11 protein-coding genes are annotated in these 19,185 nt (G+C 69.8%); 7 read left to right on the forward strand and 4 right to left on the reverse strand.

The genetic code is table 11. The features are described from left to right. From cysW to AC07PR_RS26850, 3 genes are read left to right on the forward strand one after another with little or no spacing between them, the layout of a single operon-like run. Entirely contained in the window at positions 1–891 is an 891-nt protein-coding gene (cysW, locus tag AC07PR_RS26840; RefSeq protein ID WP_377158884.1) for a sulfate ABC transporter permease subunit CysW, read from the forward strand. Beyond that, positions 888–1,961, forward strand: coding sequence for a sulfate/molybdate ABC transporter ATP-binding protein (locus tag AC07PR_RS26845; protein ID WP_377158882.1), 1,074 nt, complete (start codon positions 888–890; stop codon positions 1,959–1,961). The genes cysW and AC07PR_RS26845 overlap by 4 nt, the downstream gene beginning before the upstream one ends. Beyond that, the gene (locus tag AC07PR_RS26850; protein WP_483108302.1) at positions 1,958–2,881 is read left to right on the forward strand and encodes a CysB family HTH-type transcriptional regulator; all 924 of its coding nucleotides are present in this window, start codon (positions 1,958–1,960) and stop codon (positions 2,879–2,881) included. The genes AC07PR_RS26845 and AC07PR_RS26850 overlap by 4 nt, the downstream gene beginning before the upstream one ends. 36 nt (positions 2,882–2,917) lie before the next feature. Here the strand turns inward: AC07PR_RS26850 and AC07PR_RS26855 are convergent, their stop codons facing one another. Continuing rightward, positions 2,918–3,871, reverse strand: a complete 954-nt coding sequence (locus AC07PR_RS26855) for a hypothetical protein (protein ID WP_495137102.1) — start codon at positions 3,869–3,871, stop codon at positions 2,918–2,920. A gap of 211 nt (positions 3,872–4,082) precedes the next feature. On the opposite strand from AC07PR_RS26855, the gene AC07PR_RS26860 reads away from it, so the two are divergent. The 4 genes from AC07PR_RS26860 to AC07PR_RS26875 all read left to right on the forward strand — a co-directional run bounded on the left by AC07PR_RS26860 (position 4,083) and on the right by AC07PR_RS26875 (position 10,352). Further along, positions 4,083–5,030 carry a CysB family HTH-type transcriptional regulator gene (locus AC07PR_RS26860; RefSeq protein ID WP_088408061.1) on the forward strand — a complete coding sequence of 316 codons (948 nt, stop codon included), beginning with the start codon at positions 4,083–4,085 and terminating at the stop codon, positions 5,028–5,030. A gap of 132 nt (positions 5,031–5,162) precedes the next feature. Continuing rightward, positions 5,163–7,934: a TonB-dependent receptor plug domain-containing protein gene (locus tag AC07PR_RS26865; protein WP_495137103.1), complete on the forward strand. Its 2,772-nt coding sequence runs from the start codon at positions 5,163–5,165 to the stop codon at positions 7,932–7,934. A gap of 293 nt (positions 7,935–8,227) precedes the next feature. Next, positions 8,228–9,187 carry a sulfate ABC transporter substrate-binding protein gene (locus AC07PR_RS26870; protein WP_377161668.1) on the forward strand — a complete coding sequence of 320 codons (960 nt, stop codon included), beginning with the start codon at positions 8,228–8,230 and terminating at the stop codon, positions 9,185–9,187. 238 nt (positions 9,188–9,425) lie between these two features. Continuing rightward, positions 9,426–10,352, forward strand: coding sequence for a TIGR02285 family protein (locus AC07PR_RS26875; RefSeq protein ID WP_495137104.1), 927 nt, complete (start codon positions 9,426–9,428; stop codon positions 10,350–10,352). Between the two features lie 99 nt (positions 10,353–10,451). On the opposite strand, the gene AC07PR_RS26880 is transcribed toward AC07PR_RS26875, so the two are convergent. From AC07PR_RS26880 to AC07PR_RS26890, 3 genes are all read right to left on the reverse strand, one after another. After that, positions 10,452–15,872: a diguanylate cyclase gene (locus tag AC07PR_RS26880; RefSeq protein ID WP_495137105.1), complete on the reverse strand. Its 5,421-nt coding sequence runs from the start codon at positions 15,870–15,872 to the stop codon at positions 10,452–10,454. Between the two features lie 269 nt (positions 15,873–16,141). Beyond that, positions 16,142–16,792 (reverse strand): redoxin domain-containing protein, encoded by a 651-nt coding sequence (locus AC07PR_RS26885; RefSeq protein WP_495137106.1) that lies wholly within the window; start codon positions 16,790–16,792, stop codon positions 16,142–16,144. Between the two features lie 68 nt (positions 16,793–16,860). Further along, a complete protein-coding gene (locus AC07PR_RS26890) occupies positions 16,861–19,029 on the reverse strand; it encodes a protein-disulfide reductase DsbD family protein (RefSeq protein WP_495137107.1) in 2,169 nt (722 codons plus the stop codon). Between the last annotated feature and the right edge of the window lie 156 nt (positions 19,030–19,185).

Raw genomic sequence — 19,185 nt, forward strand, 5'->3', positions numbered from 1 at the left:
ATGGCTGGATCCACCGCAACGCTGGGCCGCGGGCGCACCGCCGGCCACTACCAGGGGAACCCCGCCACGGCGGAGAAGCGCTGGGTGCGCTACACGCTGCTGACGCTGGGCCTGGCCTTCTTCGCGCTGTTCCTGCTGCTGCCGCTGGCGGCCGTCTTCACCGAGGCGCTGCGCAAGGGCTGGGACACCTACCTGACCTCGCTGATCGAGCCCGACGCGGTCTCCGCGATCAAGCTGACGCTGCTGGCGGCGGTGATCTCGGTGCCGCTGAACATCGTCTTCGGCGTCTGCGCCGCGTGGGCCATCACCAAGCACGACTTCCGCGGCAAGCAGCTGCTGATCACGCTGATCGACCTGCCGTTCTCGGTGTCGCCGGTGGTCGCGGGCCTGATCTACGTGCTGATCTTCGGCGCGCAGGGCTGGTTCGGCCCGTGGCTGCAGGAGCACGACGTCAAGATCATCTTCGCCGTGCCCGGCATCGTGCTGGCCACCGTGTTCGTGACCTTCCCCTTCGTCGCTCGGGAGCTGATCCCGCTGATGCAGGCGCAAGGCCGGGATGAGGAGGAAGCGGCCACGGTGCTCGGCGCCAGCGGCTTCCGCACCTTCTGGCATGTGACGCTGCCCAACATCAAGTGGGGCCTGCTCTACGGCGTGATCCTGTGCAACGCGCGCGCCTTCGGCGAGTTCGGCGCGGTGTCGGTGGTGTCGGGCCACATCCGCGGCCAGACCAACACGCTGCCGCTGCAGGTCGAGATCCTCTACAACGAATATCAGTTCGCCGCGGCATTCGCGGTGGCGTCGCTGCTGGCCCTGCTGGCACTGGTGACGCTCGGGCTCAAGCAGCTCGTGGAATGGCAAGCGACGCGTAGTGTCGTGAAGGAAGAAGCATGAGCATCCAGGTCCGCAACATCCACAAGTCCTTCGGCAGCTTCACCGCGCTGGGCGACGTCAGCCTGGACTTCCCCACCGGCGAACTGACCGCGCTGCTGGGCCCGTCGGGATGCGGCAAGACCACGCTGCTGCGCATCATCGCGGGGCTGGAGACGGCCGACCGCGGCCAGGTGCTGCTGGACGGCGCCGACGCGTCGGACACGCATGTGCGCGAGCGCGAAGTCGGTTTCGTCTTCCAGCACTACGCGCTGTTCCGCCACATGACGGTCTTCGACAACGTGGCCTTCGGCCTGCGCGTGAAGCCGCGCAAGCAGCGTCCGCCGGAAGCGGAGATCAAGCGCAAGGTGCATGAGCTGCTGCAGCTGGTGCAGCTGGACTGGCTGGCCGATCGCTATCCGCCGCAACTGTCCGGCGGCCAGCGTCAGCGCATCGCGCTGGCCCGCGCCCTGGCCGTCGAGCCGCGCGTGCTGCTGCTGGACGAGCCCTTCGGCGCGCTGGATGCGAAGGTCCGCAAGGAACTGCGCCGCTGGCTGCGCCGCCTGCACGACGAGCTGCACATCACCAGCATCTTCGTCACGCACGACCAGGAAGAAGCGCTCGAAGTCGCCGACCGCGTCGTGCTGATGGATCACGGGCGCGTGGAACAGGTCGGCTCGCCGATCGAGGTCTACCAGCGCCCGGCGACGCCCTTCGTCTACGGCTTCCTCGGCGCGGTCAACCGCTTCGAAGGCCGCGTGGACAGCGGCATCGTGCGCGTCGGCGACCAGACGCTGGCGCAGGGCGCCGCGGCCTCGATCGAAGGCGCCCAGCATGGCCTGGTGCAGGCGTATGCGCGTCCGCATGAGCTGGTGATCATCCCGTCGCAGGATGCGCCGGGGCTGCCGGCGACGGTCGAGCGCGTGCTCGCCTTCGGCGCCGCCGCGCGTGTCGAGCTGCGCGGCGCGCAGGGCGAGCACCTGGAAGCAGAACTCAGCCGCGAGCAGGCCGAGGCGCTGCAGCTGTCCGCCGGTCAGCACGTGCGTCTGCAGGCCTCGCGCCTGAGTCTCTTCGGCATCGACCAGGCGGCATGAACCTCCAGCAGTTGCGCATCGTCCGCGAGGCGGTGCAGCAGAACTTCAACCTGACCGAGGTGGCGGCGGCGCTGTTCACCTCGCAGTCGGGGGTGAGCAAGCACATCAAGGACCTGGAGGACGAACTCGGCGTCGAGCTCTTCCAGCGCCGCGGCAAGCGCCTGCTCGGCCTGACCGAGCCGGGCAAGGAGCTGGCGGTCGTCGTCGACCGCATGCTGCAGGACGTGCGCAACATCAAGCGTCTGGCGCAGCAGTTCAGCAGCGCCGACCAGGGTCAGCTGACGATCGCGACGACGCACACGCAGGCGCGGTATGCGCTGCCGCAGGTCGTGGCGCGCTTCAAGGCGGCCTATCCGCGCGTGCACTTGGTGCTGCACCAGGGCAGTCCGTCGGAGATCGTCTCGCTGCTGCAATCGGGCGAGGCCGACATCGGCATCGCCACCGAGGCGCTAGGCAAGGACGACGCCTTCGTCACCTTCCCGTTCTACGAGTGGCGCCACGCGGTGGTCGTTCCGGAAGGGCACGCGCTGACGCGCCAGCCGCTGACGCTGGAAGCCCTCGCCGAGCAGCCGCTGATCACGTACCACGAGGGCTACACCGGCCGCGCGCGCATCGACGCCAGCTTCGCCGCGGCGGGCCTGGCGCCGGACCTGGTGATGTCGGCGCTGGATGCGGACGTCATCAAGACCTATGTGCAGATCGGGCTGGGCGTCGGCGTGATCGCGGCGATGGCCTTCGAGCCCGCGCGCGACTCCGGCCTGCAACTGATCGATGCGACCCACCTGTTCCCGCCCAACACGACGCGCATCGCGCTCAAGCGCGGCCACTACCTGCGCGGCTTCGCCTATCGCTTCCTGCAGGAATGCGTCGCCGAGCTGACCGAGGACGCCGTGCGCGAGGCGATGGATCCGGACGCGTGAGCCCACGCGCGCATCCCTGTGCGACGGCGCGTCTCCTCAGCGCGGTGCGCTGGCCGCCGGCTTCGCGTTGAAGTAGAACGCGTCGATCTGCGGGCCGTAGCGGGTCCTGGCCTCGGGGCTGAGGCGACCGATGAGGTCGTCCCGCAGGAACTGCCGCGCCTGCGGCGTGCCGAGCACGCGCTCCACCTGCTCGATGGTGTTTCTGCCCCACGCGTTGCGCGGGCAGGCGATGCTGGTGATCACGGGGCTGCCGAAGCCCACGATCGGAACGCTGACGAGATCCGCGGTCGACACCTTGCCACTGCCGCTCGCGCCCACCGGCCCTTCGGCCGCGCGCAGCTCCTGCTGATTGACGAGCACGAAGTCGTATTCGATCGTGTAGTCGGCGCGGCCCATGGCGATCATCGACAGCATGTTCCCGCCGAGGTCCGTGGTCGTGTAGGCGTCGATCACGCCCGGCGGTCGCCTGGCCAGCAGCGCGTCGAGCGCGGGGCCGTAGCTGCGCCCGGCGGCGATCGCGCCACGCAGCTGCTTGTCGGCCCAGATCTTCTCGAGGTCCGCGTCGCCGTCCGGAAGGCGTGGCAGCTTGGGCAACGCGCTGCGCCGCACCATCAGCTGATGTGGCGGAATCACGTAGATGTCGACGAAGTAGGCGATGGCCTCGCGCTCCGGTGTCCGCAACGCACCGAGGTCGCAGGCAGGCTCGCCCTGTTCGATCATCCGCCAGCTGCGCTTGACGTTGGCGATCAGCGCCTCGTGCTTCGCCGGCGTTCCCCAGTTCGCGGCCAGATAGTCCGACAGTGGCTGCGCCAGACTGCGTCGCACGGGCACCGAGGCCGCACCGGGAGCGCGCGGCGCCACCGTGTCGATGTCGCGCATCACCCAGACGATCTTGTCGACGGCCCAAGTCGTGGCAGGCGCGCCGAGGGCAAACGCGAACACGACCGACAGCGCGACGGTCGACGACCGGTGCAGGGAAGGGCAGGTCATGATGAGCGAGGCAAGGTTTGCAGCATAGACCTTCTATCCACATGCCTCCAGCGCGGGAATGCTTATCGATTTTTGTTGGAGGACACCGGGGTCGCGGATTCGAATAATCAATCCGCATAAGCAATCCGCTTTCCCGACGTTTCCTGACGTCTCCGACGCTTTCCGATGTCTCCCGCATCGGCTGACGTTCCCCCCCGATGTGTGGCCGACGATGAACTTCCAGCAACTCCGATCCGTCCGCGAGGCCCAGCGCCGCAACTTCAACCTGACCGAGGTCGCCCAGGCGCTGCACACCTCGCAGCCCGGCGTGAGCCGCCAGATCCGCGAGCTCGAGGACGAGCTCGGCATCGACATCTTCATCCGTGCCGGCAAGCGGCTCACTGGGCTCACCGAGCCGGGCCGCAACGTGATGCCCATCGTCGAGCGCCTGCTGCGCGAGGCCGAGAACCTGCGCCGCGCCGGCGAGGACTTCGCCCGCGCCGACAGCGGCCACCTGCGCATCGCGGCGACGCACAGCCAGGCGCGCTATGCGCTGCCGCCGGCAGTGCGCGACTTCCGCGAGTCGCATCCCGAGGTCAGCCTGCAGTTCACGCAGGGCTCGCCGCAGCAGGTCGCACGGCTGCTGATCGACGGCGAGGCGGACATCGGCATCGCGACCGAAGCGCTCGCGCTGCATCCGCAGCTGCTGACGCTGCCCTGCTACCGCTGGACCCACACGGTGCTGGTGCCGCCCGGCCATCCGCTGGAAGCTGAAGCCAACGCGGGCACGCCGCTGACGCTGGAGCGCCTGGCCGAGTTCCCGGTCATCACCTACGAGACCGGCTACACCGGCCGCTCGCACATCGACGATGCCTTCGCGGCGGCGGGGCTGGACCTCAACGTCGTGCTGGTCGCGATGGACGCGGACGTGATCAAGACCTACGTCGAGCTGGGCCTGGGCGTGGGCATCGTCGCCGCGATCGCCTACGACGAGGAACGCGACCGCCACCTGCGCTCGATCGACGCACGGCACCTGTTCGCCGACAACCTGACGCGGCTCGCCGTGCGCCGCGACGCCTACCTGCGCGACTACGTCTACGCCTTCATCGAGACCTTCGCGCCGCCGCTGTCGCGCGAGCTGGTCGAGCAGGCGCGCGTCGCGCCCAACGGCTCGGATTGACCGTGCCAAAAGAAATTCCGCATGTGCATAGTCCGGGTGCACAGCTAAGCAACGCAGAAAGCATTGGTTCAACGCGGAGAGGGCGCTTCCTAGAGTGACGGGCTCACCTGTTCACTCCCACAAGGAAGTCTCTTGAAGCAGTTCGTCGACCACGTGGCCCGCCTTACCGGACCGGCCGCCACGCTGGCCGCGGCCCTCGCCGCGGCCTATCCCGTCACCGGCGCCTTCGCGCAGGCCCAGCCGCCCGCTGGGCCCACTGTGTCCGCATCGGCCGCCGCGTCCACACAGGACACGGCCAAGGAAGCGCCGCTGCCGTCGGTGGTCGTCACCGGCTCGCGCATCTCGCGCGTCAACAGCGAGGGGCCGAGTCCGATCACCGTGATCAAGTCGGAAGACCTGGACCGGCTCGGCTACAAGAACGTCTCCGACGCACTGAGCAGCCTGACCGAGAACACCGGCTTCACACAGGGCGAGGACTTCGGCAACACCTTCACGCCGGCCGCCAATGCGATCAGCCTGCGCGGCCTCGGCCCCAACCACACGCTGGTGCTGGTCAACGGCCGGCGCGTCGCCGACTACCCGACCGCCTATGAGGGCTCGGTCAACTTCGTCAACATCGCCAACATCCCGTCCGCGCTGATCGACCGCATCGAGGTCCTCAGCGGCGGCGCCTCGTCGGTGTACGGCTCCGACGCGATCGCGGGCGTCGTCAACATCGTGCTGAAGAAGCACGTCGACGGCGTCACCGTCAACCTGCGCGCCGGCAGCACCCAACGCGGTGGCGGCGAGAACGCGCGCGCGCAGATCACCGGCGGCCTCGATGCCGGCGCCTTGCAGGGCGTGTGGGGCGTCGAGCTCAGCGGCCGCGAGCCGATCTGGAGCCGCCAGCGCGACTTCATGGCCGACACGACGCTGCAGGGCGCCGCGCCGACGGTCGTCTTCGGCCGGCGCAACGCGACCGGCGGCGCCTACCTCACGCCGACCGACGGCTGCGCAGGCGCGGGCACGCTGTTCGAGGGCTCGGTCTCGGCCTACACGGCGAGGAACGGCACCTACTGCGGCAGCGGCCGCGCGTCGCCAACGTACTGGACGACGCAGACCGGCAACCGCAGCGCGCAGGCGGCAGGCGCGGTGACGCTCGCGCTGGACCACGGCCTCGAGCTGTTCGCCGAGGGCCAGTTCGGCTGGGCGCGGACCGAGAACAACACGCGTGGACCGAGCTGGACCTCGGACATCGCGGGCAAGGGCTACTTCCGGAATGCCGCGACGGGCCAGCTGGAGATCTGGACGCGTCGCTTCGCGCCCGAGGAAATCGGCGGCGTGGACCGCTTCAACCGCAAGTGGCAGGACTCGACGCACAACGTCGCCGTCGGCGCGCGTGGCGAGCTGGCCGGATCCTGGACCTTCGAGGTGGCGGCCAACAGCTCCTACTACCTGAACCGCACCACGACGCCGCGACTGACGGCGGGCATCGAACAGCTGCTGCTCGGACAGAAGCTCGGGACCGAGGCGGACGGCACGGCGATCTATTCGGCCGATCCGGCACGCCTGTTCCGCCCACTGACGCCGCAGGAGATCGACAGCGTCACCGACCGCAGCTGGACGCGCAACGCCAGCTGGAACCAGCAGCTGAGCGCGTCCGCCAGCGGCGAGTGGTTCAAGCTCCCCGGCGGTCCGGTGCGCGCGGCCGTCGTGGCTGAGGCAGGCACGCAAGGCTTCCGCAACGAAGCCGACCCGCGGCTGGGCCAAGGCGTCTTCTACAACACGAGCACCTCGCCCACCGTGCGCGGCACGCGCGAGCGGCTGGCGCTGGGCGGCGAACTCAATGCGCCGATCACGAAGCAGTTGACCGCGACCTTGGCCGCGCGGCACGACCGCTACGAATTCGCCGGCCGCAGCGACGGCAGCACGACCTACAACGCGGGCCTCGAGTTCCGACCGCTCTCGACGCTGCTGCTGCGCGCGCAGCACGCGACCAGCTTCCGCGCGCCGGACATGAATTACATCTTCGCGCAGCAGACGAAGGGCTACTACTCGTCGTCGACGGACTACTACCGCTGCGCGCAGACCGGGCAGCCGCTGTCGACCTGCGACTTCGCGGACGTCTCGCCCGGCTTCAACTTCGTGCGCACGGGCTCGTCGGACCTGAAGTCGGAACGAGGTCGCTCGTGGGGCGTGGGTGCGGTGTGGCAACCGGCCTCGTCCTTCGACGTGTCGCTGGACCTGTGGAAGATCGCGATCCGCGACCTGGTCACCGACCTCAGCGCCGACGGCGTGCTGCGCGACGAGTCGGACTGCCGCACCGGCATCAAGGACATCCAGTCGCCGACCTGCGTGGACGCGATCGCCCGCGTGCGCCGCAACCCGGCCGACGCGCTGGTCCGCCCGGGCGAGGTCGCGGAAGTCCGTGTCAATCCGATCAACGCGGCGAGCGAATCGACCTGGGGTCTCGACGTCGGCACGCGTTACACCTGGGCGACGGCCACGTGGGGCAAATGGACGGTCGACGCGAAGTACACGCGGGTCAAGAGCTTCAAGTACCAGCAGTTCGCCGGCGACGAGAACCGCAACGTCGTGGGCACGGCGGACTTCAGCGATTGGCCCAGCCGGCTCAACGCGAGCGTGGTCTGGCAGACCGGCGACTGGACGCACGCCGTCTCGGCGCAGCGCAACGGCCGCATCGCACGCGAGGACCACGAGGGCACGCTGGGCCCCTACTGGAACTTCAACGCCAGCACCGCGTGGCAGATCGGCAAGCAGACGCGCGTCAGCCTGATCGTCAACAACCTGTTCGACAAGATCCGCCGCGATCCGAGCGCCACCTGGCCGTACTACCCGGTCGGCTACTACTCGCCGCACGGGCGGCAAGGCTGGATCGAGCTGGAGCACCGCTTCGGCGCCTGAGACCGACCCAAGCCCCCGGACGACTCGGGTGACCGCGCCGTTCCACCGGTTCCGACTGCCGCGGCGACCCCGCCCCGGCTTGCGGGCCGCCCCTCACGAGGGGGCGGCCCTTTTTTCCGGCAACGGTGCAAAGCAAAGCAGATCTTCTTCGTTCCCTTTGACTGTGCGCTTGCCTACATTGAGCGCTCCCCTCAACCCCCCGTGATGAGAAGAATCCCGTGAACCCCATTCGCCGTCTCCGTCGCACCGTCTCGCTGCTCGCCACCGCCGCCCTGCTTGGCGGTGCCGCGCTGATGCCCCTGGCCCACGCGCAGGGCTCGGTCACGCTGCTCAACGTGTCGTACGACCCGACCCGCGAGCTCTACCAGGACTACAACGCCGCGTTCGCGAAGTACTGGAAGGCCAAGACCGGGGAGACCGTCACGGTGAAGAACTCGCACGGCGGCTCGGGCAAGCAGGCGCGCTCGGTGATCGACGGCCTGGATGCGGACGTCGTCACGCTGGCGCTGGCCTACGACATCGACGCGCTGCACGACCACGGCAAGCTGGTGCCGGCCGACTGGCAGAAGCGCCTGCCGAGCAACGCGTCGCCCTACACCTCGACCATCGTGTTCCTGGTGCGCAAGGGCAACCCCAAGCACATCAACGACTGGCCGGATCTGGCCCGCAGCGGCATCGACGTGATCACGCCGAATCCGAAGACCTCGGGCGGCGCGCGCTGGAACTACCTGGCCGCGTGGGCGTATTCGCTGAAGCAGCCGGGCGGCAACGCCGATTCGGCCAAGGCCTTCGTCAAGCGCATCTATGCGAACACCAAGGTGCTGGACTCCGGCGCCCGCGGCGCCACGACGACCTTCGTCGAACGCGGCATCGGCGACGTGCTGATCGCCTGGGAGAACGAGGCCTACCTGGCGGTGAAGGAGCTGGGTCCGGACAAGTTCCAGATCGTCACGCCGAGCCTGTCGATCCTGGCCGAGCCGCCGGTGTCGGTGGTGGACAAGACGGTCGACAAGAAGGGCACGCGCAAGGTGGCGCAGGCCTACCTGGAGTACCTGTACTCGCCGGAAGGCCAGGAGATCGCGGCCAAGAACTACTACCGCCCGCGGGACCCCAAGATCGCCGCGAAGTACGCCAAGACCTTCGCGCCGGTGAAGCTGGTGACCATCGACGAGGTCTTCGGCGGCTGGCGCAACGCGCAGAAGACGCACTTCGACGACGGCGGCGTCTTCGACCAGATCAGCGCGGTGCGCTGAGTCCCGACGGGACCGCGCTTCACGCTTTCAACGTTTGTCTCCTCGGTCGGTCTCGGGCGCCGCGCAAGCGGCGTCATAGGCAACCAGACCGTTCGCTCTGTGCGAGCAGCCCCGCTGGCGGCAAGTCGGCGGGGCCTTTTTTCGTCCGCCCCGCCGGAACGTGCCGGGCAGTGACCAACTACCGCTCCACGGCGCAGGACAGGGGCGCCGTGCGACAGCGGCCAGCGACGATCCCCGTATGCTGTGGCCCGTGAAGTTCCTCGCTCCGATCCGCTCGCGCCTTGTCGCCCTCCTGCCGTCGACCGTCCTGCTGCTGGCAGCGCCGTACGCGGGCGCGCAAGGGCCCGGCGCAACACCTGCCCCCGCGCCGGCCGTCACCAGGATCACCTGGCTCGCCTCCGACCATGCGCCGCAGATGACGGGCGCCGACGCCAGCGGCGTGACCGGGCGCGTGATCGCCTACCTCGAGAAGCAATGGCCGGGCGTCCGGCACGAGATCGTCTTCGCCAACGCCAAACGCAGCTGGCAGATGATCGAGAACGGCGACGAGGTGTGCCGCGCCAACGTGGTCCGCACGCCCGATCGCGAGAAGGCGGCCTACTTCATCAACACCCAGCTCACGCCGCCGCCGGGCCTGATCGTGCGCCGCGACAAGCTCAAGCGCCTCCCGCGCAACGCCGCCGGTGAAGTGCAGCTGGCGCGGCTGCTCGCCGATCCGTCGCTGCGCGGCGCGCTGATCGACGGCCGCAGCTACGGTCCGGTGCTCGACGAGATGCTCGCCGCGCGACCCGCCGACAGCGCGGTCTCGCTCTACTCGCCCAAGGACTTCGGCGCGCGCCTGCTGCAGATGCTCAGCCTCGGGCGCGCCGACTATTCGGTGGAGATGGACATGGCGCTCGTCATGGCCGGGAATCCGGAGGACCTGGTCAGCGTGCCGATCCAGGGCGCCAGCGAACTGGTGATGGCCGGCATCGCCTGTCCGCGCACGCCATGGGGACTCGCCGCGATCCGCGGCATCGACAAGGCCTACGGCCGACCCGAGGGCGCCGCCACCCTGCGGCGCGGCCTCATGCGCTGGCTCACGCCGGAAACGAAGGCCCACTACGCGGCCCGCTTCGATGCGTTCTATCGCGAACGCAGCAAGCCGTCCCGCATCGACCCCTGATCGACACCGTCAGTCCTCGTCGGTCCTCGTCGGAGGTTGCCGGTGAGCGCCGGCGGCCGCCGACAGGCCCGACGCCGCCGCGCGTGGCCCCGGTGACGCTCAGGACTGCCGCTCGACGCGGTTGCGACCGCCGTCCTTCGCGCGATACAGCGCCTGGTCGGCACGACCGAGCAGCTCCTCCACCCGCAGATCCTCCGGTCGCAGCGCCGTCACGCCGAAGCTGGCCGTGAGCGACGCCAGCGGCGAGCCCGGTTGCAGCGCCAGCCCGCTGATCTCGATGTGATGCCGCAGGCGCTCCACCAGGTGCGTCGCGTCCTCCAGCGAGGTCTGGGGCAGCAGCAGTCCGAATTCCTCGCCGCCGAGCCGGCCCAGCAGGTCCTGCTTGCGCACGATCTGCGCGCACAGCTGCACCAGGTGGCACAGCGCGGCGTCGCCGCGCGCGTGGCCCAGCGTGTCGTTGATGCGCTTGAAGTGATCGACGTCCATCATCACCAGCGACATCTCCAGCCCGTAGCGCCGGCTGCGCGCCAGTTCGGCGTCGGCATGCTCCAGGAAGCAGCGCCGGTTGGCCGCGCCGGTCAGCGCGTCCGTCGTCGCCAGCCGCTGCAGCTCGATCTCCAGGCGTTTGCGGTCGGTGAAGTCCACCAGCGTGCTCAGCACCGACGGCGCGCCGTCGTACACCACCGGCACCATCGACAGCAGCATCCACAGCTCGCTGCCGTCGGCCGCCAGCAGGCAGATCTCCTCGCCCTGTAGCCGGCCTTGTTCCTTGAACTTCACCTGCATGCGGTCCCGCTCGCCGGGCTCGCGGTAGAAGCTGATCGCCGGCTTGCCGACGAGGTCGTCCAGCGGACGTCCCACGATCGCCGCCGACGGTCCGTTCGCGTACACGATCAGGGCATCGTGCTCGCGCGTCACAACCATCGGGATCGGCGCGTGATCCAGCACCGCGCGCAGGCGCTCCTCGCTGTCGGCGAGTTCGCGCGTGCGCTGCGCCACGCGGCGCTCGAGGTTGGCGTTGAGCTCCTGCAGCTCGGCCACCAGCCGGGCGTTGTCCACGGCGTTCACGACGTTGGCGCACAGCAGCTCCAGGAAGCTCACGCGCGCCTCGGTGAACACGCCCGCCGCGGCGGCGTTCTCCAGGTACAGCGCGCCCACCGTCTGCCCCTGCTTGAGCAGCGGCAGCGCCAGCACCGAGCGGGGCGGCGAGGGGTGGCGCTGGAAGTAGTCCTCCATCGTCGCCAGGCCGCGCGCGTCGACGATCAACTCGCGCCGGCCGTCGCGCAGCACGCGGCTCATCAGCGTCAGCGGCAGTTGCTGGCCCGCGCGCTCCAGCGGCAGTTGCTCCAGCAGGTGCAGCGTCGGCGACTCGCCGAGCGTCGCTTCCGCCTGCAGCACCCAGCGCGAGGCGCCCGCCGTGCCGCTCGCCAGCACGATCGCCGCGCGCTGCGCGCCGGCGCTCTCGGCGACGACCTCCAGCAGGCGGCGCAACAGGCGCGGCAGATCGGGCTGGCTGCTGATCGCCTGCACCGCCTTCGTCAGCGTGCTGAGATCGGCGGCATCCGCTCGGATCTCGCCCCCCTCGGCGCCTGCGTCGATCGAAGCGTCCCGGTCCTCGGCCGGCAGCGACATCGCCTCGCCCGCGAGCGCCGTGATGCCCCAGTCCTTCCAGGTCTTCTGCAGCCGCCATCGGGCCTGACCGGCGCGCGCCGGCGCACGGTCTCGCCACGCGTCGACCTGCGCCCGCAGGACGGCCGCCACGTCGAGCGGCGTTCCCTGCGGTCCCTCCGCCGCGGCCAGCGCCTGGGCCAGCAGCCGATCGATCTCTTCCTCCGGCGCGGCCGCCAGCATCGCCTGCTGCGCCAGCAGCAGCGCGATGCGGTCGTGCAGATGACCGGGACCCGCGTCGCACCAGCGTTGCAGGCGACGCAGCGCGTCGTCCTCGAGCGCCTGATCGCGCGCACCGCCCGCCAACGCAACGCGTTGCGCGGCCCACGCGGCGATGAAGAGCAGCAGTGATTGCGCATGCATGCCGCGCCCCGCGGCGAAGCGCGTTCGCGCCTCCAGCGCCAGGCGCAGCGCGGGCTCGGGCCGATCGGCGATGAAATGCAGCACCGCCTGCCAGCCGTGCAGGAACATCAATCCGGTCTGGTCCTGGCGCTCACCGTAAGTCCGCACGAGCGCCTCCATCCCCTCGAAGCCATCCTCCGGCAACCGGGGCTGCCGCAACGCGCGCACGAGTCCGAGCAGCGCGTCCTCATAGTCCGCCGCGACCGGCTGGCGCATCGCGCGCAGGCGCTGCCCGTGCGTGACCAGCTGATCCTCCAGCGCCGGCAGCGGCATGCCCGAGAGCAGCGCATGCACGTCGTGGACGTACAGGCCGAGGCCCGCATGGCGCAGGTTGCCGAACTCCAGCCCGTTGCGATGCGTCTGCATCAGGCCGTCCATGCTGACGCGCAGCCCCTGCACCCAATGGCTGAGGAAGGCGTGGAACGAGAAGCCCGCGTGCGCGAAGACCTGCATCCAGCCGTGCCGCTCCACGAGCGCCGTCGACATGCGGCCCAGGTCGTGGGCGAAGCGGTAGTCGCCGAGGAATTCCGCGCACATCAGGCCCAGCACCGAGTACGCCGACAGCGCCTGCGGCACGTGGCCGTGGTCGACCATCAGCCGGACCTGGAACAGCGTCAGCAGCGGCAGCAGCGCCGGCCGGACGATGTAGGCCGCGGCGGTCATCTTGGCGGCGATCGAGATCAGCAGCAGCCGCTGCTCGTCGCGCATCGGTCCGCGTTCGGCCAGCGTGTCCAGGCCGATGGCGGCGATCTCCTGCTGCAGGGCGGCCAGCAGCTGCATGACCTGCCCCATCGCGTCGGGACCGCCGGCGCGCGGCAGCTCCGCACCGAGCAGCAGGAACAGCTCCAGTCCGAGGTCGACGGTCTCCGCGAGCCGACCCTGCGCGTAGAAGGCCTCCATGCGGACTTCCAGCAGCCGCGCGCGTTGCGCGTTGTCCTCGGCATCGGCGATCGCCGATTCGAGCAGCGCGTCCATGCGGGTCGGACGCCCGGCCAGATAGGCCATCCGCGCCGCGTGATGCAGCCAGGCGGCACGATGCGGCGAGTTGAGCGCCAGCTCGAGCGCGAGTTCCGCGTAATCCGCCGCCGGCTCGAAAGCGGCGGCGTCCATCGCCTGCCGGGACGCCAGGGCGTTGAAGCCGGCCAGCGCCTGGCGTTCGGCGTCGTGGTGGGCCTCGTGCAACAGCAGGCGCGACGCGTTCAGGTGATGCAGCACCGTGTAGGGAAGCGGCACATCCGGATGCAAGGCGCGATGACCGTCGCGCAGCAGCCGGCCGATGCGCAACTGCAGGGCGGGACGCTGGTCGGCCGCGATGCGCTGCAAGGCCGCCTCCTGCACGCGGTCATGGGCGAAGGCATAACGGACCGACTCGCTGGCATGGCCTTGCAGCTGCGGCGCGTAGCGGTACAGCGCGCTCGCCGGCACCAGCAGCTGCGCCTGCAGCGCCGGCAGCAGATCGGTGGCGAGCAGATCGGCCGGGACATCGAGCGCGGTGGCCAGGCTGTCGAGCCCGAAGCCTGCGCCCAGCAGCGCCGCCACGCTCAGTGCCTGCCGCGTCGTGTCGGGCAGACGCTCGAGCTGCTGCAGCATCAGCGCGACGACGTTGTCCGCCGTGCGCGTGGCCGCGATGCGCTCCAGCGCGTGATCCCAGCGCTGCGCGGTGGCGTCGTAATGGATCAGGCCGCGACGGACCAGGTCCTCCAGCAGCCGGCGAAGGAAGAACGGATTCCCGGCCGTGCGGGTCTGGCAGAGGCGCGCGAGCTCGTCGAGTCCCGCGTCCTCCTCGGCCGGATCCCGACGCAGGCTGTCGGCCAGCAGATGGCGCGTGTCGTCGAGTCCGAGAGGGCCGACGCGCAACGGCATGAAGCGCTCGCCGAGTTGCTGACGCAGTTCCGCCAGTTCCTGTGCGACCGGATGACCGGGCGGGACCTCGTTGTCGCGATAGGCCACGACGAACAGCGTGTGGCGCAAGGTCGCGTCGTGCAGGCATTCGCGCAGCAGTCGGCGCGAGGCGCGGTCGGCCCATTGCCAGTCGTCGAGGAACAGCGTCTGCGGCTCTCCCTCGCGCGCCAGCGCGGCGAAGCCCTGGCTGACGGCGCGCAGGAAGCGGTTCTCCGCCTCGGCCGGGCCGACCGGCATCAGCGGTGCGTCCAGGGCCAGCAACGGCGTCATCTCCGGCAGCGCCTGCGAGAGCAGCGCGGCATTCGCGCCGAGGCGCTCGCGCAGCCGCTCGCGCCAGACGGTCTGCTGAGGCGCGGGCAACGCCAGCACCTGCGCGGCGCGCTGGACCAGCAGGTGCAGCAGCGGACCGTACGGACGGTCCTGGCCGTACTGGTTGAACTTGGCAGCTGCGAAGTGCCCGCGCTGCGCGAGCAGGCTGCGTTGCGCCGCCAGCACCAGCGCGGTCTTGCCGATGCCGGAGAAGCCCGACACGGCCACCAGTCCCGCACCGCCGGCCTGCCCCTGGGCGGCGTCCTCGAAGGCCAGCCCCAGTTGCGCCTGCGCCGACTCGCGACCGTAGAGGCGCCCGCTCGGCTGGAAGCGCACGGCGGCGTCGCCCTGTCCGGCCTCGAAGCCCGGCAACCCGCGGCCCTGCTCCAGCGCCGCCTCGCAGAGCTGCAGGTCGTGCCGCAGCGCCTGGTGGCTCTGGTAGCGGCCTTCGGGCTCCTTGTGCAGGCAGTGCGCGACGACCTGCGCCAGCGGCGCGAAGACCTGGTGATTGCGCGTCGTCGCCATCGGCGCCGCGAGCGCCAGATGCGCATGCACGGCGCGCGCGGGATCGTCGATGTCGAATGGCGGCGCGCCAGTCAGTGCTTCCAGCAGCGTGGCACCGAGGCTGTAGAAATCGGCCCGGTAGTCGACATCGCGGCTCATGCGACCGGTCAGCTCCGGCGCGAGCGTCGCGAGCGACGCCTCGATCAGTTCGGCGCGCTGGACCAGCGGACGCTCGCGCTCGATCTCGGCGGCGAGCCCGAGGTCCGCGATCAGCACCTTGCGCGCGTCACGGCCCGCGCCGGGCAGCAGCACGATCTGGCCGGGTCCGAGATTGCGGTGGATGAGGCCCTGTCCGTGCAGGTGCTGGAGCGCCTCGACCAGGTCGAGCGCGATGCGGATCAGCGCATCGTTGCCCAGCGTGCCGCGGCGCAGGCGGTGTCGCAGGGTCTCCGCGCCGAGATCGGGCAGCAGCAGCGCCGGACGGCCGTCAGGCGCGATCCACGCCGAGGGACGCAGGATGAAGGCGGGGTCGAGGCGCTGGGCCAGCTCGAACTCGCGGCGCAGCCGGGCCACGGCGGCGGCATCGGCGCGGGCGTCCCGCAGGCGCTTGAGCAGCGCCGTGCCGCCTTGGCCATCACCGACCCGGACAACCTCGCTCCGGCGGCCCTGGTGGAGCATCTGCTCGGCCTGCCAGGCACCTGGGTCGGTCGCCTCCCACGCTCGTCTGTCCTTCATCCCATCCGCTCTCTGTTGTCCACGGACTGTAACGGCTGGCTACGACGGGCCAGCCTTCCTCCACCGTCAAGGCGACGACGCCCGCGGCAGGAAGCGGAAGAAAGCGACAGATCCGCCCGGCTTCGTGGCGTGGCGTGCACGGCGCTGTCCGCGTGCGGGCACGGGACCCGCGGCAGATCACCGATTCGATCAAGAAACGAAGCGGCGAGGACCGCTGGATGCGGCCCTCGTTCATTGGCGCCTGGCGGCACTGTCCGCTGCAGTCGGCTTCAGCTGCCGTACTTGATCGAACAGCCGTAGGGCTTGGTGCTCGCGTGCGTGATCTTCTTGCCGGCGGCCAGCTCGCCCAGCGCCGTCTTCACGTAGGGATCGGCCTTGGCGATGTCGTCGGCCTTGGCGGTCGCGATGCTGTCGATGCCGCCCTTGTAGACCAGCACGCCTTGCGGATTGACGATGAACAGGTGCGGCGAGGTCTGCGCGCCGTAGGCCTTGCCCAGCTGGCCGCTCGGATCGAGCAGCACCTGCGTCGGCGCCGCGCCGCGATCCTTGTTCAGCTTCGTCGCCGTCGCGCCGTCGACATGGCCCTGCTGGCCGGGCGCCGACGAGATCACCTGCAGCCACACGACGCCTTGCGCGGTGGCCTCCTTCTGCAGCGCCGGGATGTTGCCGCTGCCGTAGTGCTTCTTCACGAAGGGACAGTCGTGGTTGGTCCATTCCAGCACGACGGTCTTGCCCTTGTAGCTGTCCAACGTGACCGTCTTGCCGTCTGCCGTGGTCGCGCTGAAGGCGGGCGCGGGCTGGTCGATCTGCGCTTGCGCATGCGCCAGTCCGGTCATGGCCATCGACGCCGCGATCGCGGCACCGGCCAGGACGGCGCGCCGCGACAGCGCGCCGCGGAACGAGGAGGTCATGGAAGTCATCGGGTGATTCATGGCGAGGTCTCCAGGATGAAAACGGCGATAGGACGGGAACGGCGTGGGCCGGCGGCTCAGGAAGTGCCAGCCCTCAGGGCCGTGGTGACGATGCCGGGCGTCAGCAGCTGCGGCAGCACCTGCGCGCCGCTGCCCGTCCCGGCCGGATAGAACAGGTACAGCGGCACGCCGCTGCGGTCGTGCTGCTTCAGCAGCTCGGTGATGCGGGGGTCCTCACGGGTCCAGTCGCCCTTGAGGTAGGTCACGCCCTGCTTCTCGAAGGCATCGCGCACTTCGTCGGTGGACAGCGCGACGCGCTCGTTCACGAGACAGGTGATGCACCACGACGCGGTCAGGTTCACGAACACCGGCTTGCCTTGCGCGCGCAGCTGGGCCAGACGTTCGGGCGAGTAGGGCTCGTGATCGGCAGCTGCGGCTCGTTGGGGACCGCCCGATGTCGCCGCGTCTGGCGACTCGGTGCCGCCGATCGCCGACAGCATCGGCAACAGCGCCGCGGCCGCCACCAGCGACGCGATGGCTGCGCCCGTGCCGGTCCATTGCCAGCGCGACGACGCATTCCGGCTCACCGAACGGATCCAGGCGGCCAGCGCCAACAGGCCCATGCCCGCGAGCGCCACCAGCACACCCATCGGTCCGGCCTGCTGCGCAATCACCCACACCAGCCAGATGGCCGCCGCAAACATCGGGAATGCAAGCGCCTGCTTGAGCACGTCCATCCAGACGCCCGGACGAGGCATGCGTCGCTGCAGCGCAGGCCACCAGGCCAGGGCCAGATAGGGCAACGCCAGGCCCAGTCCGAGCGACAGGAAGACGGCCATCAGTTCCGCCGCCGGTTGCGCCAGCGCATACGCCATCGCCGCGCCCATGAACGGCGCCGTGCACGGTGTCGCGACCACCGTCGCGAGCACGCCCGTGAAGAAGCTGCCGGAGAGGCCGGGCTTGCTCGCCAGGCCCTGTCCCACGCCCGCGAAACCCGCACCGATCTGCAGCTGGCCTGCCAGCGACAGGCCCAGCACGAACATCAGCCAGGCCAGCAACAGCACGAACAGTGGCGAGTGGAACTGGAAGCCCCAGCCCACGCTGCCGCCCGCGCCGCGCAACGCCAGTAGCGCGCCGCCGAGCGCGGCAAAAGCGATCAACACGCCCGCGGTATAGGCCAGACCCTGGCGACGATGCTCGCCGGCATTGCCATGCAGAAAGCCCAACGCCTTGATCGCCAGCACCGGGAACACGCAGGGCATGAGGTTCAGGATCAGACCGCCGATCAACGCAAGACCCATTGCTCCCCAAAGGCTGATGCTGGATCCGCTGGCGGAGGATGTGCCCGCCGTTGACGCCTCCACCGGTGTCACGACCGTTGCAGGCGTCGTCGGCGCCGTTGCCGTGCCGCTGACCGGCAGGCTGACTTCCCATGCCTGGCCATCCACCAGCAGCAGCCCGTTCAACGGCTTGCCGGCAGGGGCGGGTGCTTCACCGACCGGCGTGCGCAATCGCCAGTCATCACCGACGCGGTCGAGCTGCGGCTTCGCGGCATGCTGCACGCGACCCCAGTCCTGCGGCATGAACAGCGCCTGCTTGACCTCGGGCGTGGCCGACGCGGGCCACGTCACGAGCAGGTCCTTTCCCTCCAATCTGGCAGCGGCCTGGAACGATGCCTTGCCGGGCAGGGCGGCGTGCGCTGCGGACAAGATGCTCGCTTCCGCTGAGTCCTTCGCTGCGGCACCGATGGGAATCGACAACGCGAGCGTCGCCTGCTGCGGGATGCATTCCTCGCGGCAGACGAGCCAGGAGGCTTCGGCGGTCACGGTCGTCGTCTGTCCTGGGGTCAGGTCTTGCGGCAGGCGGACTTCGGTCAACAACAGGACCTGGTCCTCGTAGCCGTAGTTGGTGATGGGACCGACGTCGAAGCGTTTGGGTGCTGGCCAGAGGATCTGGCCGGCGGTCGCGCCCTTGGGGAGCGTCCATTCGATGCTGGTGGGCTGGCCGGAGTCGCCGGGATTTTTCCAGTACGTGTGCCAATGGGGCGCGATGCGTTGTTCGAGCGCGAGTAGCAGCGTCTGGCCTGGTGCCACCTGCGAGGACGCGCTGATCAGTCGGACCTGGACCTCGTCGGTGGCGGAGCGATCCGTCGGAGGTGCGGCGTCCGCGGCGGACGCGAGGGTGACCAGCGCGACGAACGTCGTTGCCGCTGCCGATCGCAGGAGGTTCAAGGGAACAAGTCGCATGGGCGCGATGCTAGGCAATGGTCCTGACCCTCACAAGGCGTCGACCTTCCTTGTTTCCTTACTTCCACGATTCGAGGAAACCGGAAAAGCCGACATCCGCGATCCACGCCACCCGTGAAGTCGCCAAGAAAGGGGAGGTCAGCGGGTGCGAGTGGG

This window comes from Roseateles sp. GW821-FHT09H11 (genome assembly GCF_059415845.1).